The 23717-nt window shown below is 69.9% G+C and carries 2 protein-coding genes (1 of these 2 running past the window's edge); both read left to right on the top strand.

Annotated elements, in window-relative coordinates; genetic code table 11:
* Positions 1–9900: the 3' portion of an SDR family NAD(P)-dependent oxidoreductase gene (locus tag IP92_RS22585; RefSeq protein WP_145879445.1), read on the top strand. 5280 nt of this gene lie to the left of the window's left edge; the window shows 9900 of its 15180 coding nt (coding positions 5281–15180); its start codon lies off the left edge, out of view; its stop codon occupies positions 9898–9900.
* A complete protein-coding gene (locus IP92_RS22580) occupies positions 9897–23717 on the top strand; it encodes an SDR family NAD(P)-dependent oxidoreductase (RefSeq protein WP_145879443.1) in 13821 nt (4606 codons plus the stop codon). The genes IP92_RS22585 and IP92_RS22580 overlap by 4 nt, the downstream gene beginning before the upstream one ends.

Genomic DNA, 23717 nt, shown 5'->3' with positions numbered 1-23717 from the left:
AAATCGAACATCGGCCACGCGGAGGCGGCCGCCGGTATCGCCGGGCTGACGAAGGTGCTGCTGCAACTGCGGCACAAGCAGATCGTGCCGTCGCTGCATTCGGAACGATTGAATCCCCATATCGATTTCGGCAGCACGCCGTTCGTCGTCAACCAGTCGCTGTGCGCATGGGAACCGCCGGCGGTGGACGGCGCCGCGTTGCCCCGCATCGCCGGCATTTCGTCGTTCGGCGCGGGCGGCTCGAACGCCCACCTCGTGATCGAGGAGTATGCGGCACCGGCGCCCGCCGTCGAGGAGCCAGGCTGGCACGTGTTCCCGCTGTCGGCGCGCACGCCGGAACAGCTGCGGCGGAAGGCGGCGGACCTTGCCGCGTTCCTGGTGGGCGGCGCCGTCCCGCCGGCAGCGTCGATCGCCGCCACCCTGCAACTGGGCCGCGAAGCGATGGACGAGCGCCTTGCCGTGCTGGCCGACAGCGCGCAGCACCTGCGCGAGCGGCTGCTGGCATGGCTGGACGGCGGCGCCGGCGACGGCGTGTGGCAGGGTAACGCCAAGGCGAACCGCGAGATGCTGGCGTTGCTGACGCAGGAACAGGACGTGGTCGACAAGTGGCTTGCCGCCGGCAAGCTGGCCACGCTGGCGGAACTGTGGGCCAAGGGCCTGGAGCTCGACTGGGGGCGGCTGCATCCGGTGCGTCCGCAACTGGCCAGCCTGCCCGGTTACCCGTTCGCGCGGCAGCGCTACTGGTTCGACGTGCCGCGGCAGGCGCCGCAGGCCGCCGTGCTGCATCCGCTGCTGCACGCGAACACGTCCAACTTCGACCAGCACAGCTACACGAGCACTTTTACCGGCGACGCCACGGTGCTGGAAGGCCCGGCCGGCGCACGCCGCCTGAGCACCGAAGGCTGCGTGGCGATGGTGCGCGCAGCGCTGGCAATGACGCTGCCGGACAGCGACCTCACGCTGCGCGACGTGGCGTGGGCGCGGCCGCAACCCGTGGTCGAGGGCGTGCCGGTGACGGTTGCGCTGTTCGACCGGCAGGCCGACGAGCTGGCGTTCGAGATTTATACCGCGGGTGATGTTGTGCTGTGCCAGGGACGCGCAGGGAAGGCCGCCGCCGTGGCGGCAGAGGTGGCAGTGCCCGTGATGGCGACGGCAGCGGCAACCGTCAAGCCGCAGGCTGGCATCCGGCTGGCGGCGCTGACCGAACCGGCGCACGGCACGGCGGCCGCTGCCGGCAAGCCGCGCATCGCACTGGCCGCGGCTGCGCAGCAGGTCCCTGCGGCGGTCGAGCTGTTCGACGACGGCGACGGCATGTACCGGATTGCCGTCGGTGCGCCGGTGTTGGACTCCGCGGTGGCACAGGCCCTTGTGCGTGCGCTGGACACGGTGGCGAACGCCCCCGCCGCGAAAGTGGTGACGCTGGCGGCCAGCCTGGCCGGCGGTGCCGATGCCTGCCGGGCCGCCCGTGCCGCCGGGCTGTACGAAGCGATCGCGCGCTTCCCGTATCCGTCGATCGCGCTGGCGGCGGGCGATACCGCCGATGCCGGCTTCCTGGCGGCCGCGCTGTGCGATGTCATCGTCTGCGCCGAGGACGCCCGCTACAGCGCCCGCAGCCTGCCGGCCGGTGCCGGAGCGTTGCTGGCGCAGCGCTTTGGTGCGCCGCAGGCGGCCGAGCTGCTGTATTTGAGCAGCGGCGCAACCGGCACGACACTGCGGGCGCAGGGCTGGACATGCCCGATCGTGCCGCGCACGGAAGCGCCGCGGCACGCGCGCGAACTGGCCGCGAACCTGGCCCGCAAGTCGCAGTTGGCGCTGCGGCTGCTGAAGGAAGAGCTGGCACGCGACATCGTGCCGATGGTGACGGCGCTCGGCGACATCGCTGAGGAACCCGCGCCTGCGCCGTTGATGCCGCTGCCGCCCGTCTCGGCGCGCCTGCGCCTCGCATCGCGCGGCGACCGCATTGCCGCGCTGACGGTGGAAGCCACCGACAACGCCGATGGCTTGCCGGAGGAGCTGGCGGATGCCATGGTGGCCATTGCCGACGCCGGCTACCGCGCCGTGGTGCTGGCCAGCGACGTGCCGGGCTTCCTGCCGGCGGGGTTGAACATCGTCGCGGTGCGGCGCCTGGGTCACACGTTGACGCAGCTGCCGATCGGCGTCGTCGCTTCTGTCACAGCGGGGGCTCAGGGTGCCGGCTGGTACGTCGCGCTGTGCTGCGATGCCGCCAGCCATGGCGAGGCGGCGCGGTACGACGGTGGTGCGATGGCCGACGAGCTGGCGGGATTGCTGTCGCTGCGGCTGGGCGACGACGCGGCCCGGCAGCTGATACTGACCGGCACAAACGCGACGGGCGCCGAGCTGCACGCGCTGTGCCCGGCCGTGCGGCTGGGCGAGGACACCGCGCTGCAGGCGGCACAAGCCCTGGCAGCGCTGCCGACCGGCACGCTGCCCGCCTGCAAACAGGCGACGTCGGCCGCGTTGGCGGCGGCTCCACTCGTTGCCGCGCTCCAGGACGATGTGGCGGCACCCGCGCCAGGCGCCGTGCCGCTGCGTTCCCTGGTCGTCACCGCCACGTTGCACGCGGACGGTGTCGTCGAACTGAAAATGGCCGACACCGACGGCAAGAACACGTTCACCGACGCGCTGTCCGACGGGCTGCGCGAAGCGTTCGACTGGATCGGCGCGCAGCCCGCCTGCAAGGTCGTGGTGCTGACCGGTTACGGCAATTACTTCTCGTCCGGCGGCACGCGCGATACGCTGCTGGCGATAGGCGAGGGGGCACGGCGCTTCACGGACAATCTCGCCTTCCGCCTGCCGCTGGACTGTCCCGTTCCCGTGATCGCGGCGATGGCGGGCCACGGCATCGGTGCCGGTTGGGCGCTGGGCATGTTTGCCGACATCGCGCTGTTCGCCGACGAGAGCCGCTACGTCAGCCCGTACATGGAGTATGGTTTCACGCCGGGCGCCGGCGCGACCCTGGTGTTCCCGCGCCGGATCGGCCTCGACCTGGCCCGCGAAACGCTGCTGGGTGCCCGCGAACTGGCCGGCGGGGAATTGAAGGAGCGAGGGCTGCGCCACGCGGTGCTGCCGCGCGAGCAGGTGCTGCCCGCCGCATTGGCGCTGGCGCGGCGGATCGCGCAGGCGCCGCGCGCCCGCCTCGTGGCGTTGAAAGCACGCTGGGCTGCGCCGCTGGTGGACGCGCTGCCGGCCACGTTCGTGCGCGAACTGGCGATGCACGAACGCACCTTCGTCGGCCAGCAGGAGACGCTGGCGAAGATCCGCTTGGCCGGCACCGTGGCGGCCGTGGCGGCCGAGGTATCGACGCGCACCGGTGCCCCGGTACGCGATGCGGCAACCTTGGCGGCCGAGCTGCGCCGCATGCTGGCGCAGGAGCTGCGCATGCAGGAACACGAGATCGGCGACGACGAACAATTCGTCGACCTGGGCCTCGACTCGATCACGGGCGTGACGTGGATCCGCCGCATCAACGAGACCTACGGCACGGCGATCGAGGCGATCCGCATCTACAGCTATCCCACGCTGGGCAAGCTGGCCGCGTTCGTGCTGGAGCAGTGTGCCCCGGCAGCCGCGCAGCCGGCCATTGACGGCGATCCGGTCGAAGCCACGCTGCGTACCTTGCTGGCACAGGAGCTGCGCATGGCCGAAGCGGACATCGGCAGCGACGATCCGTTCGTCGACCTGGGCCTCGATTCGATCACCGGTGTCACCTGGATCCGCCGGATCAACGAGACGTTCGGCACGGCGATCGATGCGATCCGGATCTACAGCTACCCGTCGCTGCGGCAGCTGGCGCGCTACGTGCAGCAGGAAGCGGGCGAGCGGGCGCCGGTGGCGGCACCGGTGGAAGAAGTTGTCACGCTGACTTCGATGCGCGGCCGCATGCATGCCGTGGTGCCGGTGCGGAGCCATGAGACGCAGCGCGTAGCGGTCGTTGGCATGGCCGGTCAATTCGCCCAGTCGCCGGACCTGGCGGCGTTCTGGCGCAATATCGCGGCGGGCCGCGACTGCATCACGGAGATCCCGCGGGAACGCTGGGACATCGACCGCTACTACCAGCCGGGCGATGCTGCGGCGGGCAAGACCTACAGCCGCTGGATGGGCGCGCTCGACGGCGTGGACCACTTCGATGCGGCGTTCTTCAACATCTCGCCGCGCGAGGCGCGCGCGATGGACCCGCAGCAGCGCCTGTTCCTGCAAACGTGCTGGCACACGATCGAGCATGCCGGCTACAACCCCCGGGCGCTGGCCGGCAGCCGCTGCGGCGTGTTTGTCGGTTGTGCGGCGGGCGACTACCACGAACTGTCGCGCCACGAGCGGTTGAGCGGCCAGGGCTTCACGGGCGGCGCGCCGTCCATTTTGGCGGCGCGCATCTCCTACCTGCTGGACCTGCACGGCCCCAGCATGGCGATCGACACGGCCTGTTCGTCGTCGCTGGTCGCGCTGGCCGCCGCCTGCGATTCCCTGGTGCTGGGCACCAGCGACATCGCGCTGGCCGGCGGCGTCAACGTGATGGCCGGTCCGGCGATGCAGATCATGACGGCGCAGGTGGGCATGCTGTCGCCGCAGGGCCGCTGCTACGCATTCGACGCCCGCGCCAACGGCATTGTCAACGGCGAGGGTGTCGGCGCCGTGCTGCTGAAGCGCCTGGCGGACGCGGAGCGCGACGGCGACCATATCTACGGCGTCATCGAAGGGTGGGGCACGAACCAGGACGGCAAGACCAACGGCATCACGGCACCGAATGCGGATTCGCAGGCGCGCCTGCAGCAGGACGTGTACCACCGCTTCGGCATCGACCCGGACGGCATCGGCCTCGTCGAGGCGCACGGCACCGGTACGGCGCTGGGCGACCCGATCGAGGTGGCCGGCCTGAAGGACGCATTCGGCCGCTACACGGACCGCCGCGGCTTTTGCGCCCTAGGCTCCGTGAAGAGCAATATCGGCCACTGTCTGTCGGCCGCCGGCATTTCCGGGTTCCTCAAGGTACTGCTCGCGCTGCAGCACCGCCAACTGCCGCCAACGGCGCAGTTCGAGCGCCTGAACCCGCACATCGCGCTGGACGAGTCGCCGTTCCGCATCAGCGATCGGCTGCGCGACTGGCCGGCCCCTGCCGGCGCGCCGCGCCGCGCCGCCGTCAACGCGTTCGGCTTCTCCGGCACGAATGCGCACGTCGTCGTGGCCGAATACGGCGTGCCTGCTGTGGCGGCGCCGACCACCGGCCCAGCGATCGTACCGCTGTCGGCACGCACGCCCGATGCGCTGCGGCGCGCTGCGGCGGACCTGCTCGCGTTCCTGGAGGATCCCGAGGCCGACCTGGCGAGCATCGCCTACACGCTGCAGACGGGCCGCGAAGCGCTGACCGAGCGCGTCGCGTTCGTTGCCGCTAGCGTGGCGGAACTGCGAGAGGGCCTGCGGGCGTACGCGGATGGTGGCACCGCCGCTGCCGGCACCGTGGCCACTGGCCTGGCCAAGGATGGGCAGGAAGCTGCCGCCTGCATCGGCCGCAAGGACTGGGCGGCGCTGGCAGCACTATGGGTCGGCGGCGGCACGGTCGACTGGGCCGCATTGTATGTGGCAGGTCCCGCGCCGCGGCGCATCGGCCTGCCCGGCTATCCGTTCGCGGCGGAGCGGCACTGGATCGACACGGTGGATCAGGAGTTCGCCGAAGTCATCGCCGTGCCGGCATCCAGCGCCGCCGCGGTACCACCGGCGACAGGTGCGCCGGTGGTGCCGATCGAACAGGTCCGCCAGCAGTTGAAGGCGACCCTGGCCGAGGCGCTGTTCATGCAGCCAGCCGATATCGACATCGACCGCTCGTTCACCGAATTGGGGCTCGATTCGATCATCGGCGTCGAATGGATGAAGGCCGTGAACAAGGCGTTCGGCACGGCGCTGTCGGCGACGCGCGTCTACGATTACCCGAGCGTCAGGGAACTGGCCGCGCACGTGCAGGCGCAGCTTGGTGAGGCACCAGCGGCTGTGGCAGTGGAAGTAACACCGTCCGCGCCCGTAATGGCGCCGCGGCCGGCGGCACCGGCCAGCGCCGACCTGGAACGGCAATTGAAGGCCAGCCTGGCCGAGGCGCTGTTCATGCAGCCCGGCGACATCGATGCGAACCGTTCGTTCACGGAGCTGGGGCTGGACTCGATCATCGGTGTCGAATGGATGAAGGCCGTCAACCGGCGGTTCGGCACGAGCCTGTCGGCCACGCGGATCTACGACTATCCGACCGTGAAAGAGCTGGCCGCGTTCCTGCAGCGTGAGGTGGCGGTGGAGACGGACGTCGCACCGCACTTCGCCATCGTCGCCACGGACGGCGACCTGGAACGGGACGGCGAAGTGGCCGTGCGCTACGCGATCAGCCTGGAGAACAATGTCTGCCTGCGCGAGCATGTGGTGTTCGGCGAGCACCTGCTGCCGACCGACGCCTACCTGGAACTGGTGTACGGTGCCTGGGCCAGTGTCTCCGGAGGCCCCGTGCCCGCGCTGGAGCAAGTGGCGATCGTCAGCCCGCTGCTGGGTGCACGGGACCGTGACATCCACGTGCAGGTACGGTTCCGCCGCCATGGCGCCGCGGTGCAGTTCTCGGTGCGCTCCAGCGCCCAAGCCGATTTCCGCGACGAGCGGGTGCACATGCAGGGCCTGGTCGCGGCCGCGCAGCCGGCGGCCATCCGTTGCGACGGCCATTTCGCCGTCGAGCACGAGCTGGGCGCGGCGGATATTCCCACCAATGCCGGCACGTGTTACGCACCGCTGCGCGCGCTTCGCTTCGGCACCAGCCAGGCGACGGGCGAGATCCACGTGGCGGAACATCCGTACCGGTTCGCGACGAATCCGTTCGTGCTGTATGGCGCCGTCTGCACGGCGATCAATTACGGGCGCTGGCTGGCGGCGCGCCAGTACGGCGTCAGCAACGACCAGTTCCTGCCCGTGCGGATCGGCCGCGTCACGCCGCTCCGCGAGCTGGCCGGCGCGGACTACCGCTGCCACGCCGCATTGCGCCGGCTGGAGCGCGACGTGGTCGAATGCTATGTCGAGATCGTCGACGCGGAGGGCGCGCTGGTCGCCGTGTTCGACACGCTCGAGCTGCGCCGCGTGGCGCAACAGGCGATCGCACGGGTGGCCGCACCGATGACCTCCGCGCCCGCCGACAAGCCCGCCGCAGAGGCCGACGACATCGCCATCATCGGCATGTCCTGCCGCTACCCGCAAAGCGCCGATGTCGACGCGTTCTGGCGGAACCTGGCTGCCGGCCGGGAATGCATCGTCGAAGTGCCGGCCGAGCGCTGGGCCGATCACCCGGGCTGGTATCACCCCGAACCCGGCCATCCGCACACGTCCTATTCGAAGTGGGCCGGGCTGCTGGACCGCATCGACGCGTTCGATCCGCTGTTCTTCGGCATCGCGCCGGCCGAGGCGGAATTGATCGACCCGCAGCAGCGCATCTTCCTCGAGGAGTGCTGGAAGGCGATCGAGAACGCCGGCTATGCGCCGGGCGCGTTGGCGAACGTGGCATGCGGCGTCTACGTGGGCTGCGGCGCGGGCGATTACGCCCGCGTGCTGGCCGGTGCCGGGCAGGATACGGCGGGTGCCGCGTTCATGGGCACGTCGACAGCCATCCAGGCCGCGCGCATCGCGTACCACCTGAACCTGAAAGGGCCTGCGCTGGCGATCGACACGGCGTGTTCGTCGTCGCTGGTCGCCGTGCACCTGGCTTGCGAAAGCCTGCGCAGCGGCGAAACCCAGCTGGCTTTGGCCGGCGGTGTCAACGTCTTGACGACGCCACTGGGTCACATCCTGACGTCGCAGGTCGGCATGCCTTCGCATGACGGGCGCTGCGCCGCGTTCGATGCGTCGGCCGACGGCATCGTGTTTTCCGAAGGCTGCGGCGTGCTGCTGTTGAAGCCATTGGCGGCCGCCCGGCGCGACAACGACGAGATCCTCGGCGTGATCCGCGCGTCGGCCATCAACCAGGATGGCAAGACCAACGGCATCACGGCGCCCAGCGGGGCGGCGCAGGAACGGCTGCTGCGGCAAGCCTATGGCAAGTTCGGCATCGATCCGAAGCGGATCGGCTATGTGGAGGCGCACGGCACCGCCACGCCGCTGGGCGACCCGATCGAGGTCAATGCGCTGACCGCCGTGTACAACGGCGCCGGTGCCGGCAAAGGGGCCTGCGCGCTCGGTTCCGTAAAGACCAATATCGGGCATACGGGCTACGCGGCCGGCGTGGCCGGCATCATCAAGGCCGTGCTGTGCATGCGGCACCGCAAGCTGGTGCCGTCGCTGCACTACGACCAGCCAAACCCGCACATCGCGTTCGACGGCTCGCCGTTCCACGTCAACACGGCCTATCGCGACTGGGCCAGCGCCGCGCCGCGGCTTGCCGCCGTCAGCTCCTTCGGCTTCTCCGGCACCAATGCCCACGTCGTCATCGGCGAGCATGTGGCTGCGACGGAGACCCCGGCCTCTGCCCGGCCGGTGCTGGTGCCGCTGTCGGCGAAAACGCCCGAGCAGCTGGCCAACAAGGTGGCCGATCTGCTGGACTACCTGGAGCATGACGAGCAGGTCGACCTGGTGCGGCTGGCCTATACGTTGAGCGTCGGCCGCGATGCGATGGACCACCGGCTTGCGCTCGTGGTGGGCTCGGTGGAAGAGCTGGTCGCGGCACTGCGCGGCTGGCAAGCGGGCAAGCCCGGCATGGCCGTGCGCCAGGGCCAGGCTTCGCGTGACGGTGCCGCGCTGGCCGTTTTCGCCGGCGACGCGGCGATGCAGGGCGTGATCGACGGCTGGATCGCCCGGGGTGACCTGGGCCGCCTGGCCGACATCTGGGTGCGCGGCATGGAAACGGACCTGGGCCGCTTGTACCCGGGAGAACCGCCACGGCGCATGGTGCTCCCCGCTTATCCGTTCGCCCGCGAACGCTGCTGGGTGGAGGGCAAGGCCGCGGCGGCGCGGGAGACATTGCACCCGCTGCTGCACCGGAATGTGTCCGACCTGACGCAGCAGCGTTACGCCAGCCTGCTGACGGGTGGCGAGTTCTTCGTCGCCGGCCACCGCGTCAACGGCGCTCCGGTGCTGCCCGCCGTCGCGTTCCTCGAGATGGCTCGGGCGGCGCTAGCCGACGCGGCGCACGTGCCGGCTGCGCAGCTGGAGTTGCGCCACGTGGCCTGGGCGCAGCCGCTCGCGGTGACGGCGCCCACCGACGTGTCGATCGCCGTGTTCGAGGAAGACGGCGGCTACGGCTTCGAAGTCTATAGCGGTGTCGCCGACGTGCCGCATTGCCAAGGCAGCTGCGTTGCCGCCGTGGGCGGTGCCGCCCAGCCGCTCGACGTGGCGCTGCTGCGGGCACGGATGCCAACTGCCGGCCCTGCGCCGCAGGCCTTGTATGAGGCGTTCGCCCGCATTGGCCTCGATTATGGCCCGGCTTTCCGCGGCATCACGCAGCTGAACGTGGGGAACGGCGAACTACTCGCCGCGCTGGAACTGCCCGCCGCGGCGGACAACGGCGCCGATTGGGTGCTGCATCCAAGCCTGCTGGACAGCGCGCTGCAAGCCGGCGTTGCGCTGCTGGGCGACGTGGTGGGCGGCGCGGTCGCGCCGTGCCTGCCGTTCGCCGTCGAAGCGGTACGGGTGCATGCGCCTTGCCCGCCGCGGATGCTGGCGTGGGTGCGCGGCACCGGCACGAACGCCACGCTGGTCAAGGTCGACATCGACCTGTGCGACGGAGCGGGCAACGTCTGCGTGCAGCTGCGCGGCTTCTCGTCGCGCCCGTTGCGCGACGCCGCCTTCGACGAGGTGCATTACCAGACCGTCATTAACGCCATCCTGAACAACGACATCACGGTCGACGACGCCGTGGAATTGGGGAATGTATGAAAGAAGCGCTGTCGAAGATCTATCGCGAGCTGGCCGCCGGCCGGCTCACGGGGCAGGAAGCCATGGCCCGCATCAAGGCACTGAACGGCGCCCCGGCGGCCGCGGTACAGACGCTGTTCGCCACGCCGCGCTGGGAGCGCGCACCGTCCCTGCAGGGCAACGGTACGTACGCCACGCATCACATGTTGCTGGTCGGTTTCCCGGAAGCGGAGCAGGCGGCATTGGCCGCGGCGATGCCGGGTGCGCGCTGCACGTCGGTACCTGATGACGGCGACGACGTGGCCCAGGCCTACTCGAACGTGGCGCTGGCATGCTTCGATGCGTTGCGGCGCATCCTGCGCGACAAGCCGGCCGGCACCTGCTTGGTGCAGCTTGCCGTCACGGATACGGAAGAGCACCGCCTGCTGGCCGGGCTGGCCGGCATGCTGGAAACGGCGACGCTGGAGAACCCGAACCTCATCGGTCAACTGGTGTTCGTGCGCGCCGGGATGCCACCTGCGGAGATAGCCCGCTGCCTGCGTGCCGAAGCCGAGGCGCCGGCCGATTGCGTGGTGCGTTACACCGGGCAAGAGCGCCAGGTGCGCCGCTGGAGCGCGCTCGCCGCGCCGGCCGACGCTGCCCCGTGTCCGTACCGCGAAGGCGGCGTGTACCTGGTGACAGGGGGCCTGGGTGGCCTCGGCACGCTGGTGGCGCGCGACATCCTGCGCACCGCGCCGAGCGCCCACGTGGTGCTGGCCGGGCGCGCCAATCCTGATGCAGCACGACTGGAGGAGCTGCGCCGCGACGGCGACGTGAGCTATGTGCAAGCCGATGTCGTCGATGCCGCGCAAGCCACCCGGTTGCTGGAGACGGTGGTGCGGAGGCACGGCAAGCTGCACGGCATCGTCCACAGCGCCGGCATCGCTCGCGACGATTTCCTCGTCAAGAAGACGCCCGCGCAGTTCGCGGAAGTGCTGGGCCCGAAGGTGGCCGGCGCTGCGAACCTGGACCGATCCAGCGCCGGCATGGCGCTCGACTTTGTTGCGTTGTTCTCGTCGATCGCGTCGTGGAGCGGCAATGTCGGGCAGGCCGACTACGCGGCCGCCAACGGCTTCCTGGATGCTTACGCCCAGTATCGCAACGGCCTGGTCGCGGCCGGGCAGCGGCACGGCCGCACCGTGGCGATCGCGTGGCCGCACTGGCTCGAAGGCGGCATGCACGTGGATGCCGACAGCAGGGCGCTGCTGGAGCGCCGCACGGGCCTGCGCTCGCTGGATACCGCCACGGGCCTTGCTGCGCTGCGCCGTTGCCTGGCATCGGAGCAGGGCGCGCTGATGGTGATGCATGGCGAGCCGGCCACGATCGCGGCGGCATTGCAGGGGCGGCGCATGGCGCAACCGGCGGTACGGCAGGTGACGCAAGCTGCGGCACCCGCTGCCGGCGTCGCGGCGCAAACCGGCACTTTCCTGCGCGGCGAGTTCGCCGTCGTGCTGAAAATTCCGGCCGAGCGCATCGACACGAGCGCCGCGCTGGAGCAATACGGCATCGACTCGATCCTGGCGATGAAGTTGACCAGCCGGCTCGAGGCCACGTTCGGCGTGCTGCCGAAAACGCTGTTCTTCGAGTACCGCACGATCGACGAGCTGACCGAGTACTTCGTGCGCAGCCATGGCGGCAAGCTGTCCGGCATGTTCGGTGCTACCGCGCCCGTGGCCGCCGCCGCACCGGCACCGCAGCCCCGTCAGCCGCGTGGCCGCCAGCGGTCCCAAGCCGCACCGGCACAACCACCGCGGGCGGCGACGTCCGAGCCGATCGCGATCGTCGGCCTGTCCGGCCGCTATCCGAATTCGCCGGACCTGGCCGCGTTCTGGCGCAATCTGCGCGATGGCGTGGACTGCATCGTCGAAGTGCCGGCTTCGCGGTGGGACTGGCGGCAATACTACAGCGAGGACCGCGGCCACGCCGGCGCCCACTACAGCAAATGGGGCGGTTTCATCGACGGCGTGGACGAATTCGACCCGCGCTTCTTCAACATCGCGCCGCGCGAGGCGGCCGGCATCGACCCGCAGGAGCGCCTGTTCCTGCAGCACGCGTGGATGGCGATCGAAGACGCCGGCTACACCCGCGCCGCGCTGCAGATCCCCGACGCGAACGGCTTGCCGGGCCAGGTCGGCGTGTATGCGGGCGTGATGTATGGTGAATACAACGTCTCCGGCACCCTGGCCGGCATTGCCAACCGCGTGTCGTACTTCCTGAACCTGCACGGTCCGAGCCTGACCCTGGACACGATGTGCTCGTCGTCGCTGACGGCGCTGCACCTGGCGTGCCAGGACTTGCGGCTGGGCCGCACCAGCCTGGCGTTGGCGGGCGGCGTCAACGTCACCATCCATCCGAACAAATACACGATGCTGTCCGGCGGCCAGTTCATCTCCGGCGACGGCCATTGCCAGAGCTTTGGCGAAGGCGGCGACGGCTATATTCCCGGCGAAGGCGTCGGCGTGGCCGTGCTGAAGCGGTTGTCCGATGCGGAACGCGATGGCAACCATATCTACGGTGTGATCCGTGCCAGCGCGTTGAACCATGGCGGCAAGACGAACGGCTACACGGTGCCGAATCCGCAGGCGCAGGCGGACGTGATCCGCCGCGCACTGCTTGATGCGGGCATCGATGCGGCGGACGTCAGCTATGTCGAGGCGCACGGTACCGGCACGAAGCTGGGCGACCCGATCGAGATCGCGGCGCTGACGCGGGCGTTCGGTGCAGGCGGCCAGGCGCAATGCCTGATCGGTTCGGCCAAGTCGAACATCGGGCATTGCGAATCGGCGGCAGGCATCGCCGGCATCACGAAGGTGCTGCTGCAGATGCGCCATCGGCAGATCGTGCCGTCGCTGCATTCGGCCCGGCTGAACCCGCACATCGATTTCGCCGCAACGCCGTTCACCGTCAATCAGGCGCTGCGGCAGTGGGAAACGCCGCTGCGCGATGGCCGCCCGGCGCCGCGCATCGCCGGCATTTCGTCGTTCGGGGCGGGCGGTGCGAATGCGCACGTGATCGTCGAGGAATACCGCGCCCCCGCCGCTCCCGCTGTGGCGGCGCGCCCCGTGCTGGTGCCGCTCTCGGCCCGCACGGTGGCCCAGCTGGAGCAGCGTGCCCGCGATCTGCTGGCGGCGCTCGAGGATGACGGCATGGCGCTCGCGTCGGTCGCCTACACGTTGCAGGTCGGGCGCGAGGCGATGGAGGAGCGGCTGGCACTGGTCGCCGCGTCGCTGGATGAGTTGGCGGATGGGCTGCGGGCATTCCTGGCTGGCGGGCCGGCTGGGCAAGCATTCTGGCGCGGCCAGGCACGCAAGGTGGATGCGGCGGATATGGAGGCGACGACGGACCTGCCGCGCCTCGCACAACTGTGGGTGAAGGGACAGGACATCGATTGGCGCCAGCTCGATGATGGTGCCGCACCGGGGTTGGTCAGCCTGCCGTCGTATCCGTTTGCCCGCGAGCGCTACTGGAATGCGCCGGTCTCCGTGCAGGCCGCGGCACCGGCGCTGCATCCGCTCGTGCATGCGAACGTGTCCACGTTGGCAGGGCATGGTTTCGCCACGCGCTTTACCGGCAGCGAGGCATTCCTCGATAACGGCGCCGGTACGGCCGTGCTGCCGCCACTGCTGGTACTGGAGATGGCGCTGGCGGCGGTCCGGCTGGCCGCGCCGCGTGCCGACGATGGCACGTGGACGCTGCATGACGTGGCGTGGGGCGACCCGGTGCGGGCTGGTGCCGACATCGGCATCGCCGTGTTCGGGCAGGGCGACGATGCCGTGGATGTCGAGATCCACGACGGTGAGCTGGTGCTGTGCCAGGCGCATGCGCGGTACGCGGCGCTGGCGCGGCCGACCGTGGACGTGGCCGCGCAAGCGTTGGAAGCCACCGACCTGGGTGAGCACGGAGAAGATGGTTTTGCGTTGGCGCCCGCGCTGTGCCGCGCGATCGGCAACTGGTTGGACAAGACGGCTGACGGCGCGCTGCCGCTCGCGCTGGCGCAGTTGCAAGTGTTCGCGCCATGCCCGCGCCAGGTGCTGCTGGCGCCCCATGCGGGTGCGGAGGGCGCCATCGACGTCGACGTTTGCGACGTTGCCGGTAACGTCTGCGTCCGGCTGCTTGGCCTCGCGCTGGACGTGGCGGAGCCGGCGCCGGAAGAGGAACAAGAACAAGAACAAGAACGGCAACCGGCGCCCGCTACGCCGCCGCGCGAAATCACGCTGGCGGCCGCCGCTCCGGTGCAGAGTCCCGTCGCACGCAAGCCTGCGCAGATCGCACTGGGTGCCGGTGCCGACATCCCCATGCAGCCACCGGCACGCCGGCCCGTGCTCGCGCTGGCCGACCCGGCCAGCCCCGCCGCCGCCGCGCCGATCCGCTTGTTCGACCGTGGTGACGGCGTGTTCGTCATCGAAGCGGATGCGGGCGGCGTCGTCGACTTGGTCGACGGCTTGTGTGCTGCGTTGGCACAAGCGGAACGCGAACCGGGCTTGAAGGCCGTACTGCTGACGGCACGCCAGGCCGAGTTCTGGCATGGCGACCGGGCCGCCTGCAATGCGGTCATTTCTTCCGGCCTGCTGCGCGCCATCGCCGCATTCCCTTGTCCGGTGATCGCCGTGCCGGCGCAGGGCGCCACCGGCGCCGGCCTGTTGCTGGCCGCCGTCTGCGACTTCATGGTGGCGGGTGAAGGGGGAGAGTACCGCTATACGGGCCTGGAGCAGGGAATCTTCCCCAGCGCCGCGGAAGAGCGGCTGTTCCGCGCCCGGCTGGGCGATGCGCCCGCGCTGGCCCTGCTGTACCGGCCCACAGCGCCGCGCGGCCGGGGATTACAGGATATCGGCTGGGCGTGTCCCGTCGCGTCCGATCCGCTGGCCCAGGCCCGTGCGCTGGCCGCCGAGCTGGCGAAGAAGCCCAGGCTTGCGTTGTCGTTGCTGAAGACGCACCTGGCCCGCACCGTAAAGCCATTGGTGGACGCCCTGTCGCCGGATGCACCCGTCGTTGCGCGCACAACCCCGCTCCAGGCGCACCACGGTGCGTTGCGGGTGCAGCTGGAGGACCGTGGCAGCGTGAGCGCGATGCTCGACGACCTGGAGGCGGCGCTGGCAAACACTGATGACCACCACAGCGTGATCGTCACCAGCGCCGTCGACGGCTTCCTGCCGGCGCTGGACGCCGCGGCGGCTACGCGCCTGCTGCACAGCGTGCAGGCCTGTGCGGTCCCAGTGATCGTCGCCTGCGAGGGAGATGTTCGCGGCACCGGCTGGCTCACAGCCCTCGCGGCCGATGCGGCAGCTTACCGCGTGGGTGGCAATTACGGCATCACCGGCGAAGCGGCGGCCGCGTTCGACGCGCGCGAACTGGCGGCGCTGGCCGAGCTCCGGCTGGGCGGCGCCTTGGGTGCCGAGCTTTGCCTGGCAGGTATCGAACGCACCGGCGCCGAGCTGGCGGCCTACGGCCTTGCACTGGCGTCGGAAGACCCGCTGGATGCCGCGCTGGCAATGGCCGCGTTCTGGCACCAATGGCCGCGCGACACCGCGGTGGCTTGGAAACAGGCGCAGGTGGCGCACCTGCAGGCCGCTATGGCCGCGCTGCCGCGGTCCGCGCCAATGGCACAGACGGCGCCTGTCGCGCAGGATCGCGACGGTGCACTGGCACTGCGCTCGCAGGTCGTCACGGCGACGGCCCATCCGGACGGCGTGATCGTCGTGACGATGCAGGACCGCGCTGCCCGCAACATGTTTTCCGCCGAGCTGGTGGACGGGCTGAAGGAAGTGTTCGCGCTGGTGGCAAGCGATCCGGCGATCCGCGTTGTCGTCGTTACGGGCTACGACAGCTATTTCGCTACCGGCGGCACGATGGAAACCCTGCTGGCGATCCAGGAGGGCCAGGCCCGCTTCACGGACGAGAAGGTGTTCGAGCTCGCGCTCGAATGCCCGGTCCCCGTGATCGCGGCGATCCAGGGCCATGGCATCGGCGGCGGCTGGTCGTTCGGCATGTATGCGGACCTGGTGCTGCTGTCCGGCGAGAGCCGCTACCGCAGTCCCTACATGGCCTACGGTTTCACGCCAGGCGCCGGTTCCACGCTGACGTTCCCGGCAAAGATCGGCCTGGACCTGGCGCGCGAAACGCTGCTGAGCGCCGTGGAGATTTCCGGCGCGGACCTGCTTGAACGTGGAATGGCATTGCCCGTACTGCCGCGCCGCGATGTGCTGCCGGCCGCGTTGGCGCTGGCGCATCGGATCGCGCGGCAGCCACGCGCCCGGCTGGTCGAACTGAAGGGCCTGTGCACGCACGCGCTGCGCGCGGCCCGCGACGATGTCTACCGCCGCGAAGTGGCGATGCATGAGCAGACGTTTGTCGGCAATACCGGCACGCTGGCCGCCATCCAGGCACGCTTCGGCACTGCGCCGGAGACCCCGGCTGCGCCGACGCCGACCGCCGTCCCGACGGGTGCGGCGATCGACACGCTGCGGCAGATGCTGGCCCGCGAACTGCTGCTGCAGCCGGGGGAGATCGGCGACGATACGCCGTTCATCGACCTGGGCCTCGATTCGATCACGGGCGTCACGTGGATTCGCAAGATCAACGAGCACTTCGGCACGGCGATCGAGGCAACGAAGGTGTACAGCCACCCCACGCTGAACGAGATGGCCCGGCTGGTCGGCGGTACGTCACCGGCGCCAGTGGCCGCAGCTCCGGCCACCGCAGCTCCGGCCGTCGAACCCACCGGCATCGTCGCCCACCTGCGCACGATGCTGGCCCGCGAGCTGCTGCTCGACCCCGGCGAAATCGACGACAACGCCCAGTTCATCGACCTGGGCCTGGATTCGATCACCGGCGTCACGTGGGTACGCAAGATCAACGAGCATTACGGCACCGCCATCGAGGCCACCAAGGTGTACAGCCATCCGTCGCTGGCCGACATCGCCACGCTGGTCGCACAGGCCGCGCACGTGACAACGCCGGCGCCACCGGCACCCGTTGTCCCAGCCCCGGTGCCGCGCAAGGCTGCCCGTGCCGCGCTGGTTTCCTGGCGCGGCAAGCCGGCACCCGAGGCAAGGCCAGGGCGCGACCACACGGCCGACCGGATGACCAGCCCGATCGCCGTCATCGGCATGGCCGGCCAGTTCCCGCAGGCGCGCAATGTGGACGAATTCTGGGCCAACCTGGCGGCCGGGCGGGATTGCATCGCTGAGGTGGCCGCCGAACGGTGGAACGTGGCCGAGCACTTCCAGCCTGGCGCGCCGGTAGCCGGCAAAACGTACAGCAAGTGGCTGGGTGCGTTGGACGATTACGACCGCTTCGATCCGCTGTTCTTCAACATCTCGCCGACCGAGGCGGAGTGCATGGAACCGCAACAGCGCCTGTTCCTGCAGGCGTGCTGGCACGCCATCGAACATGCCGGCTACAACCCGCAGGCGCTGGCGGGCAGCCAGTGCGGCGTGTTCGTCGGCTGCGGCCCCAGCGACTACCTGCAGGGCGCTCCGGCCCAGTTCACCGCGCAGGGCTTCACGGGCGCCGCGGCGTCGATCCTGGCGGCGCGCATCTCGTACTTCCTGAACCTGCGCGGCCCGTGCATCTCGCTCGATACCGCATGCTCGTCGTCGCTGGTGGCCATTGCCGGCGCCTGCGACAGCCTCAATGCGGGCAACAGCGATGTGGCGCTGGCCGGTGGCGTGTACGTGATGACGGGGCCGGCGATGCACATCATGACGGCGCAGGCGGGCATGCTGTCCGCGGACGGCCGCTGCCACACGTTCGACCAGGGCGCCAACGGCTTCGTCCCCGGCGAGGCGGTCGGCGTGGTGCTGCTGAAGCGCCTGGCCGACGCGGAACGCGACGGCGACCGCATCCTCGGCGTGCTGGAAGGCTGGGGCGTGAACCAGGACGGCAAGACCAACGGCATCACGGCGCCGAACGAGGAAGCGCAGGCGCGGCTGCTCGAATCCGTGTACCGGCGCTTCGCGATCGACCCGGCGCAGATCGGCTTCGTCGAAGCGCACGGCACCGGCACGAAGCTGGGCGACCCGATCGAGGTGGCCGGGCTGAAGGCGGCGTTCGGCGCCTTCACGCAAGAGCGCGACTATTGCGCGCTGGGTTCCGTCAAGAGCAATATCGGCCACTGCCTGCCGGCGGCCGGCGCGGCCGGTTTCATCAAGCTGTTGCTGGCACTGCAGCACCGCGCGCTGCCGCCAACGATCCACTACCAGCGCTGTAACGAACATATCAAGCTGGACGGCAGCCCGTTCCGCGTCAACACCCGCCTGCAGCCATGGCAGGGCGGGCGCCGGCGCGCCGCCATCAGCTCGTTCGGCTTTTCCGGTACCAATGCGCACCTGGTCGTGGCCGAGCACGTGCCGGCCGCCCGCCAGTCCGGCGCCGTCGACGCGATCACGGAACACGGCAAGGTCATCGTGCCGCTGTCCGCCCGCGGCACCGAGCAATTGCGGCAGGCCGCGCGCAACCTGCTGGCGCATCTGCGTGCCGCCGAGGCGCCCGTCGACCTGCTCGACCTGGCGTACACGCTGCAGATCGGCCGCGAAGCGATGGGCGAGCGGCTTGCGCTGCTGGTCGATTCCGTGGGAGCACTGACTGCCGCGCTGGACAGCTGGCTGGCCGGCCAGCAGCCCGACGGCATCGCGCTGGGGTCTGTCAAGCAGCACAGGGAAAGCATCCGGATGATCGCGCAGGACGACGAACTGCGCGCGACGATCGTGGCGAAGTGGCTCGGCCGCTGCCAGCTCGGCAAGTTGATGGAGCTGTGGACCAAGGGGCTGGAGCTGGACTGGACCATGTTCTACGGTACGCGCAAGCCGCGCCGCATCGGCTTGCCCGGCTATCCGTTCGCGCGCGATCGCTACTGGATCGCCGCGGCTTCCCCATCGGCCAAGACTCCGGTGGCGGCAAGCGCGCCGGCAAAAGAGGAAGCCCCCGCCTGGGACGGCATCAGCTACCTGCAGGACTGGACCGCAGCGCCGCTGCCGTCCAGCCAAACGGCGCCGGCGCCGAACACGGTGCTGCTGGTGCGCACCGGGCCTTGCTTCGGCCTGGATGCGGCACTGGCCGCGCATTACGCTGCCGGCGGCGCACGCATCGTGCAGGTGTCGCTGGGTGACGCAACCGTTGCGCAGGGCACCGGCGAGCGCACGTGCGGAATCGCCGACCGCGATGGCTGGCACGCCTGCCTGCACGACGTCGGCCAGGTCGATGCGCTTTACTTCCTCGCGAGCAGTGAGGATGCGGCACCGCTGGACGTGCGCGCCGCCCAGGAAAGCAACGAGATCCAGCTGCTGCGGTTGCTGAAGACGTTGAAGCGGGACGGCAAGGGCGCGGCCGTCGATACGTGGGTCGTCACCGTGGACAACCACGGCAGCACCACGCCGCGCTGCTGGGGCGCCGGCGCGTCCGGCCTGGCCTATGCGGCGGCACAGGGCGACCACCACTTCCACGTTCGCAATGTGGACCTGGATTCGGCCGACCTCGCCAATGAAGCGCAACGCGCGGCATTGGTCGCGGCGCTGGCCCGCGAGCCGGCCACGGATCGCGGCGAGCTGGTCCGCCTGGCCGGTGGCCAGCGTTACCGCCAGGGCTTCCTGCGCCTCGAGTGGGACGCGGCGGCCCAGCCGGGGCTGCGGCACGGCGGCGTGTACGTGATTGCCGGCGGCAGCGGCATCGTCGGCCGCGTGATGACGCGTCAATTGATCGAGCGTTACGATGCCCACGTGATCTGGCTCGGCCGCGCGGAAGCGGATGCGCCGCGGATCAGGGAAGCGCTGGCATCCTTCGATGCGCTGCCTGTGCAGCCCGAGTACGTCCAGGCGGACGCGCTGGACGAAGCGGCGCTGCGCCGCGCGCTGGCCGCGGTGCGCCGCAAGCATGGCCACGTGCACGGTGCGATCTTCGCCAGCATGGTGTTCGGCACCGAGAACGGCATCGACCGGACCAGCGAAGAGCAGTTCCGCGACATCCTCGAAGTGAAGACGCTCGGTAGCGCCGCGTTTTACGCGGCGCTGCGCGACGAGCCGCTGGACTTCCTGTGCTTCTTCTCGTCCGGCCAGGGGTACGCGTTCTCGGGCGCGTCGAAGCTGTCGGCCTATGCGACGGGCATCACGTTCGGCGACAGCTTCGTGCGCGCAATCCGTTCCGATTGCCCGTTCCCGGTCGGCACGATCAACTGGGGCTTCTGGCAGGCGGCCGTCAAGGAACGCATCGAAAAGCTCGACAACGTCTCCACCCGCAGCCTCGCCGCACTGAGCGACGAAGAGGGATTCGCCGCCTTCGAACGCTTTGTCGGCGCACTGCGCGCCGGCCGGCTGCACCAGGTGCTGTGCATGCGCGCGGCGCCCGAGGTGGCCGCGCTGATGCATTGCAACACCCGCGAGTTCGCTGCGCTGGCGACGGGCACCGCTCCGGTAACCCTCGATACCGGCGCCGTACAGATCGATCGCGAACGCATTGCGCAGCTGGTGCGCGCCGACGCGGCACGGGCGATGGACGGCTGGATGGCCGGCCTGGTGCTGGTGCAGCTGGAGCGGCTGCGCTCCGCCGCCGGCGCCACCTTGCCGTGCACCGTCGCCGAACTGCAGTCGCGCTGCGCGATCGCGGACAAGTACGAACCGTGGCTGCGGATGTGCCTTGCGCTGCTGGCGCGGGCAGGCGCCGCGGTGTTCGACGGCGAAACGATCCACCGCTGGGAAGCGCCGGACATGGAGCAAATGCGCGAAGCCGGTGTGCGGTTCCGGCAGGATCCTGCCACCGCAGCGCTTGCCGTGCTGGTCGAGGAATGCATCGACGCGCTGCCGGCGGTCCTGCGGGGCGACCTGGCCGCGACGGATGTCGTGTTCCCGAACGGCGCCATGGACAAGGTGGCCGGCCTGTACCGCAACAACCCGACGGCCGATACGTTCAACGGCATCGTCGCCGCCACCGTCGCGGCGTATGTACGGCGCCGGTTGGAGGCCGATCCCGCCGCGCGCATCCGCATCCTCGAGATCGGCGCGGGCACGGGCGGCACATCGGCGCTCGTGTTCGACCAACTGCGCCCGTATGCCGCCGCGATGGCCGAATACTGCTATACGGACCTGTCGAAAGCGTTCTTCTTCCACGCCGAGCGCAACTACCTGCCGGAGCATCCGTATATCGTGTGCCGCCGGCTGGACATCGAACAGCCGCTGTCCGCACAGGGCCTCGTGCCGGGCAGCTACGACCTCGTGCTGTCGACCAATGCGCTGCATGCGACGGTGGACATCCGCCGCACGCTGCGGCACGCCAAGTCGGCGCTGCACAAGGATGGCTTCATCGTGCTGTCCGAGATGGCCGACAGCTCGCTGTCGACCCACCTGACGTTCGGCCTGCTGGACGGCTGGTGGCGCTTCGAGGATGCGCCGCTGCGCATTCCCGGCTGCCCGGGCCTGTACCCGGAAACGTGGCGGCGCGTGCTGCAGGAAGAAGGTTTCAGCGACGTGCTGCTGCCCGGCGGCGAGGCCCGTGCGCTGGGCAGCCAGGTCGTCGTGGCGCGCAGCGACGGCGTGATCCGCCTGCCGCTCACCGCGGTGCCGGTCCGGCAAGCGGTGCCTGGCGTCGTGGCGAAGCGGGTGCGCCGCGTGGCCGCGCCGGTGCGCGGTGACCTGCCGCGCCAGGTGCGCGACACGGTGCTGGACTGCCTGGCCGCCACGCTGAAGATGCCGGCGGCCGGCATCGATGCGGAGATCGCATTTTCCGATTACGGCATCGATTCGATCCTCGGCGTGAACTTCATCGACCGCGTCAACGCCCGCTTCGGCATCGCATTGAACACGGCCGTCATCTTCGAGTACTCGTCGGTCGAGCGGCTGGCGCGGCACCTGGCGGAGGCCCATGCCGCCGAGGTGACGGCGGCGCTGTCGGCGCAGGAGGTGGTGGAGGAAGTCGAAGTGGTCGAGGAAGCGGTGGCCCGGGAAGCGTCGCCCGCCGTGGCCGCGCCGCGTGCCGCCAGCCACGGTCCCGTGGAAATCGCAATCGTCGGCATGTCCGGCAAGTTCCCGAAGGCGGGCAATGTCGACGCATTCTGGCGCAACCTGGTCGACGGTGTCGATGGCGTCGAGGAAGTGCCGGCCCATTACCTGGACCAGCGCACGGCCTTCAGCACCGCCAAGCGGAAGGGCAAGACGCGCTGCAAATGGGCCGGCGTGCTGGCCGAGCGCGATTGCTTCGACCCGCTGTTCTTCAGCATCTCGCCGAAGGAAGCCGAGTCGATGAACCCGCACCAGCGCCTTGTGATGCAGGAGAGCTGGAACGCGCTGGAAGATGCCGGCTACAACCCGAAGGCGCTGGCCGGCAGCCAGACGGGCATCTTCATCGGTGCCGAGCCCGCCGGCTACGTGGGCGATACGTTCACGGGGCTGTCGGATGCGATCATCGCTTCGCGGCTGTCGTACGCGTTGAACTTCAACGGCGCTGCGTTCGTCGTCAACACGGGTTGCTCGTCGTCCGCCGTGGCCATCCACCTCGCTTGCGAGAACCTGCGCAACGGCGAGTCGGACCTGGTGCTGGCGGGCGGCGTCAACGCCTGCATGCACCAGGAATTGTTGGTGCGGCTGGACGGCATCGACATGCTGTCGCCCAGCGGCCGTTGCCACACGTTCGACAAGGCGGCCGACGGCACCGTGATCTCGGAAGGCGTGGGCATGCTGGTGCTCAAGCGCCTGGACGATGCGCTGGCGGACGGGGATCACGTGTACGCGACGATCTGCGCCTCCGGCATGAACCAGGATGGCGCCAGCAACGGCATCACGGCGCCAAACGGCGTGGCGCAGGAACAGCTGATCGCCAGCGTGTACGACCGTTTCGGCATCGACCCGCGGCACATCACGTACGTGGAGGCGCATGGCACCGGCACACGGCTGGGCGACCCGGTCGAGACGAATGCGCTGGTGCGGGCGTTCCGCCGCTACAGCAACGAACAAGCCTGGTGCGCCGTCGGCAGCGCGAAGTCGCACATCGGGCACGCGGCCGCCGCGGCCGGTGTGATCGGCATCATCAAGGTGCTGCTGTCGATGCGCCACGGCGAGCTGCCGGCGCTGCTGAACTTCAGCGAGATGAACCCGCTGATCCAGTTCGACGGCTCGCCGTTCCACCTGACGCGCACGCGCACCCCGTGGCTGGCCGCACCCGGCATGCCGCGCATGGCGGCACTCAATTCGTTCGGCCACAGCGGCACCAATGTGCACCTCGTACTGAAGCAGTACGACGACGCCCCGGACCCGATCACCGCGCCCGCCGGGCCGCTGGCCGTTCCGCTGTCCGCGCGCACGCCCGAGCAGCTGCGCCAGCGTTGCGCCGACCTGCTGGCCGTGCTGGCGAGTGGCGACGCGCCGAACCTGGCAGCGCTTGCGTACACCTTGCAGGTCGGGCGCGAACCGATGGAAGAGCGGGTCGGCTTCGTCGCCGATTCGGCGGCGGCGCTGGCGCGCCAGCTGCAGGCCTATCTCGACGGCGGCACAGCGATCGCCGGACAGGCGGCCCGCACTGGCGGCGCAACCGTGGCGCCGGGCGGTCGTTCCGCTGCCGACCTGCTGCAGCAATGGGTGCGCGGCGCCGCGGTCGATTGGCAGGCGCTGTGGCCGCGCCGCCCCGTGCGGGCCCGGCTGCCCGGCTACCCGTTCGCCAAGGAACGGTACTGGATGGCCGACGCGTTCGGCTCAGCGCCGATGCCTGCCGCGGCGCCGCCGGAACGCGACGGCGATGCGATCGAGCGGATCCTCGACCGGATCCTCGACGACGCGATCAGCGCCGACGAAGGCGTGGGGCTGTTGAAGACGGTCGTGTGA

The organism is Pseudoduganella flava (assembly GCF_007830495.1).
In the GTDB taxonomy this organism is placed as follows: Bacteria; Pseudomonadota; Gammaproteobacteria; order Burkholderiales; family Burkholderiaceae_D; genus Rugamonas; species Rugamonas flava.
Note: the sequence above shows the minus strand (reverse complement) of the source record. Positions and strands in the feature narration are given on the sequence as shown.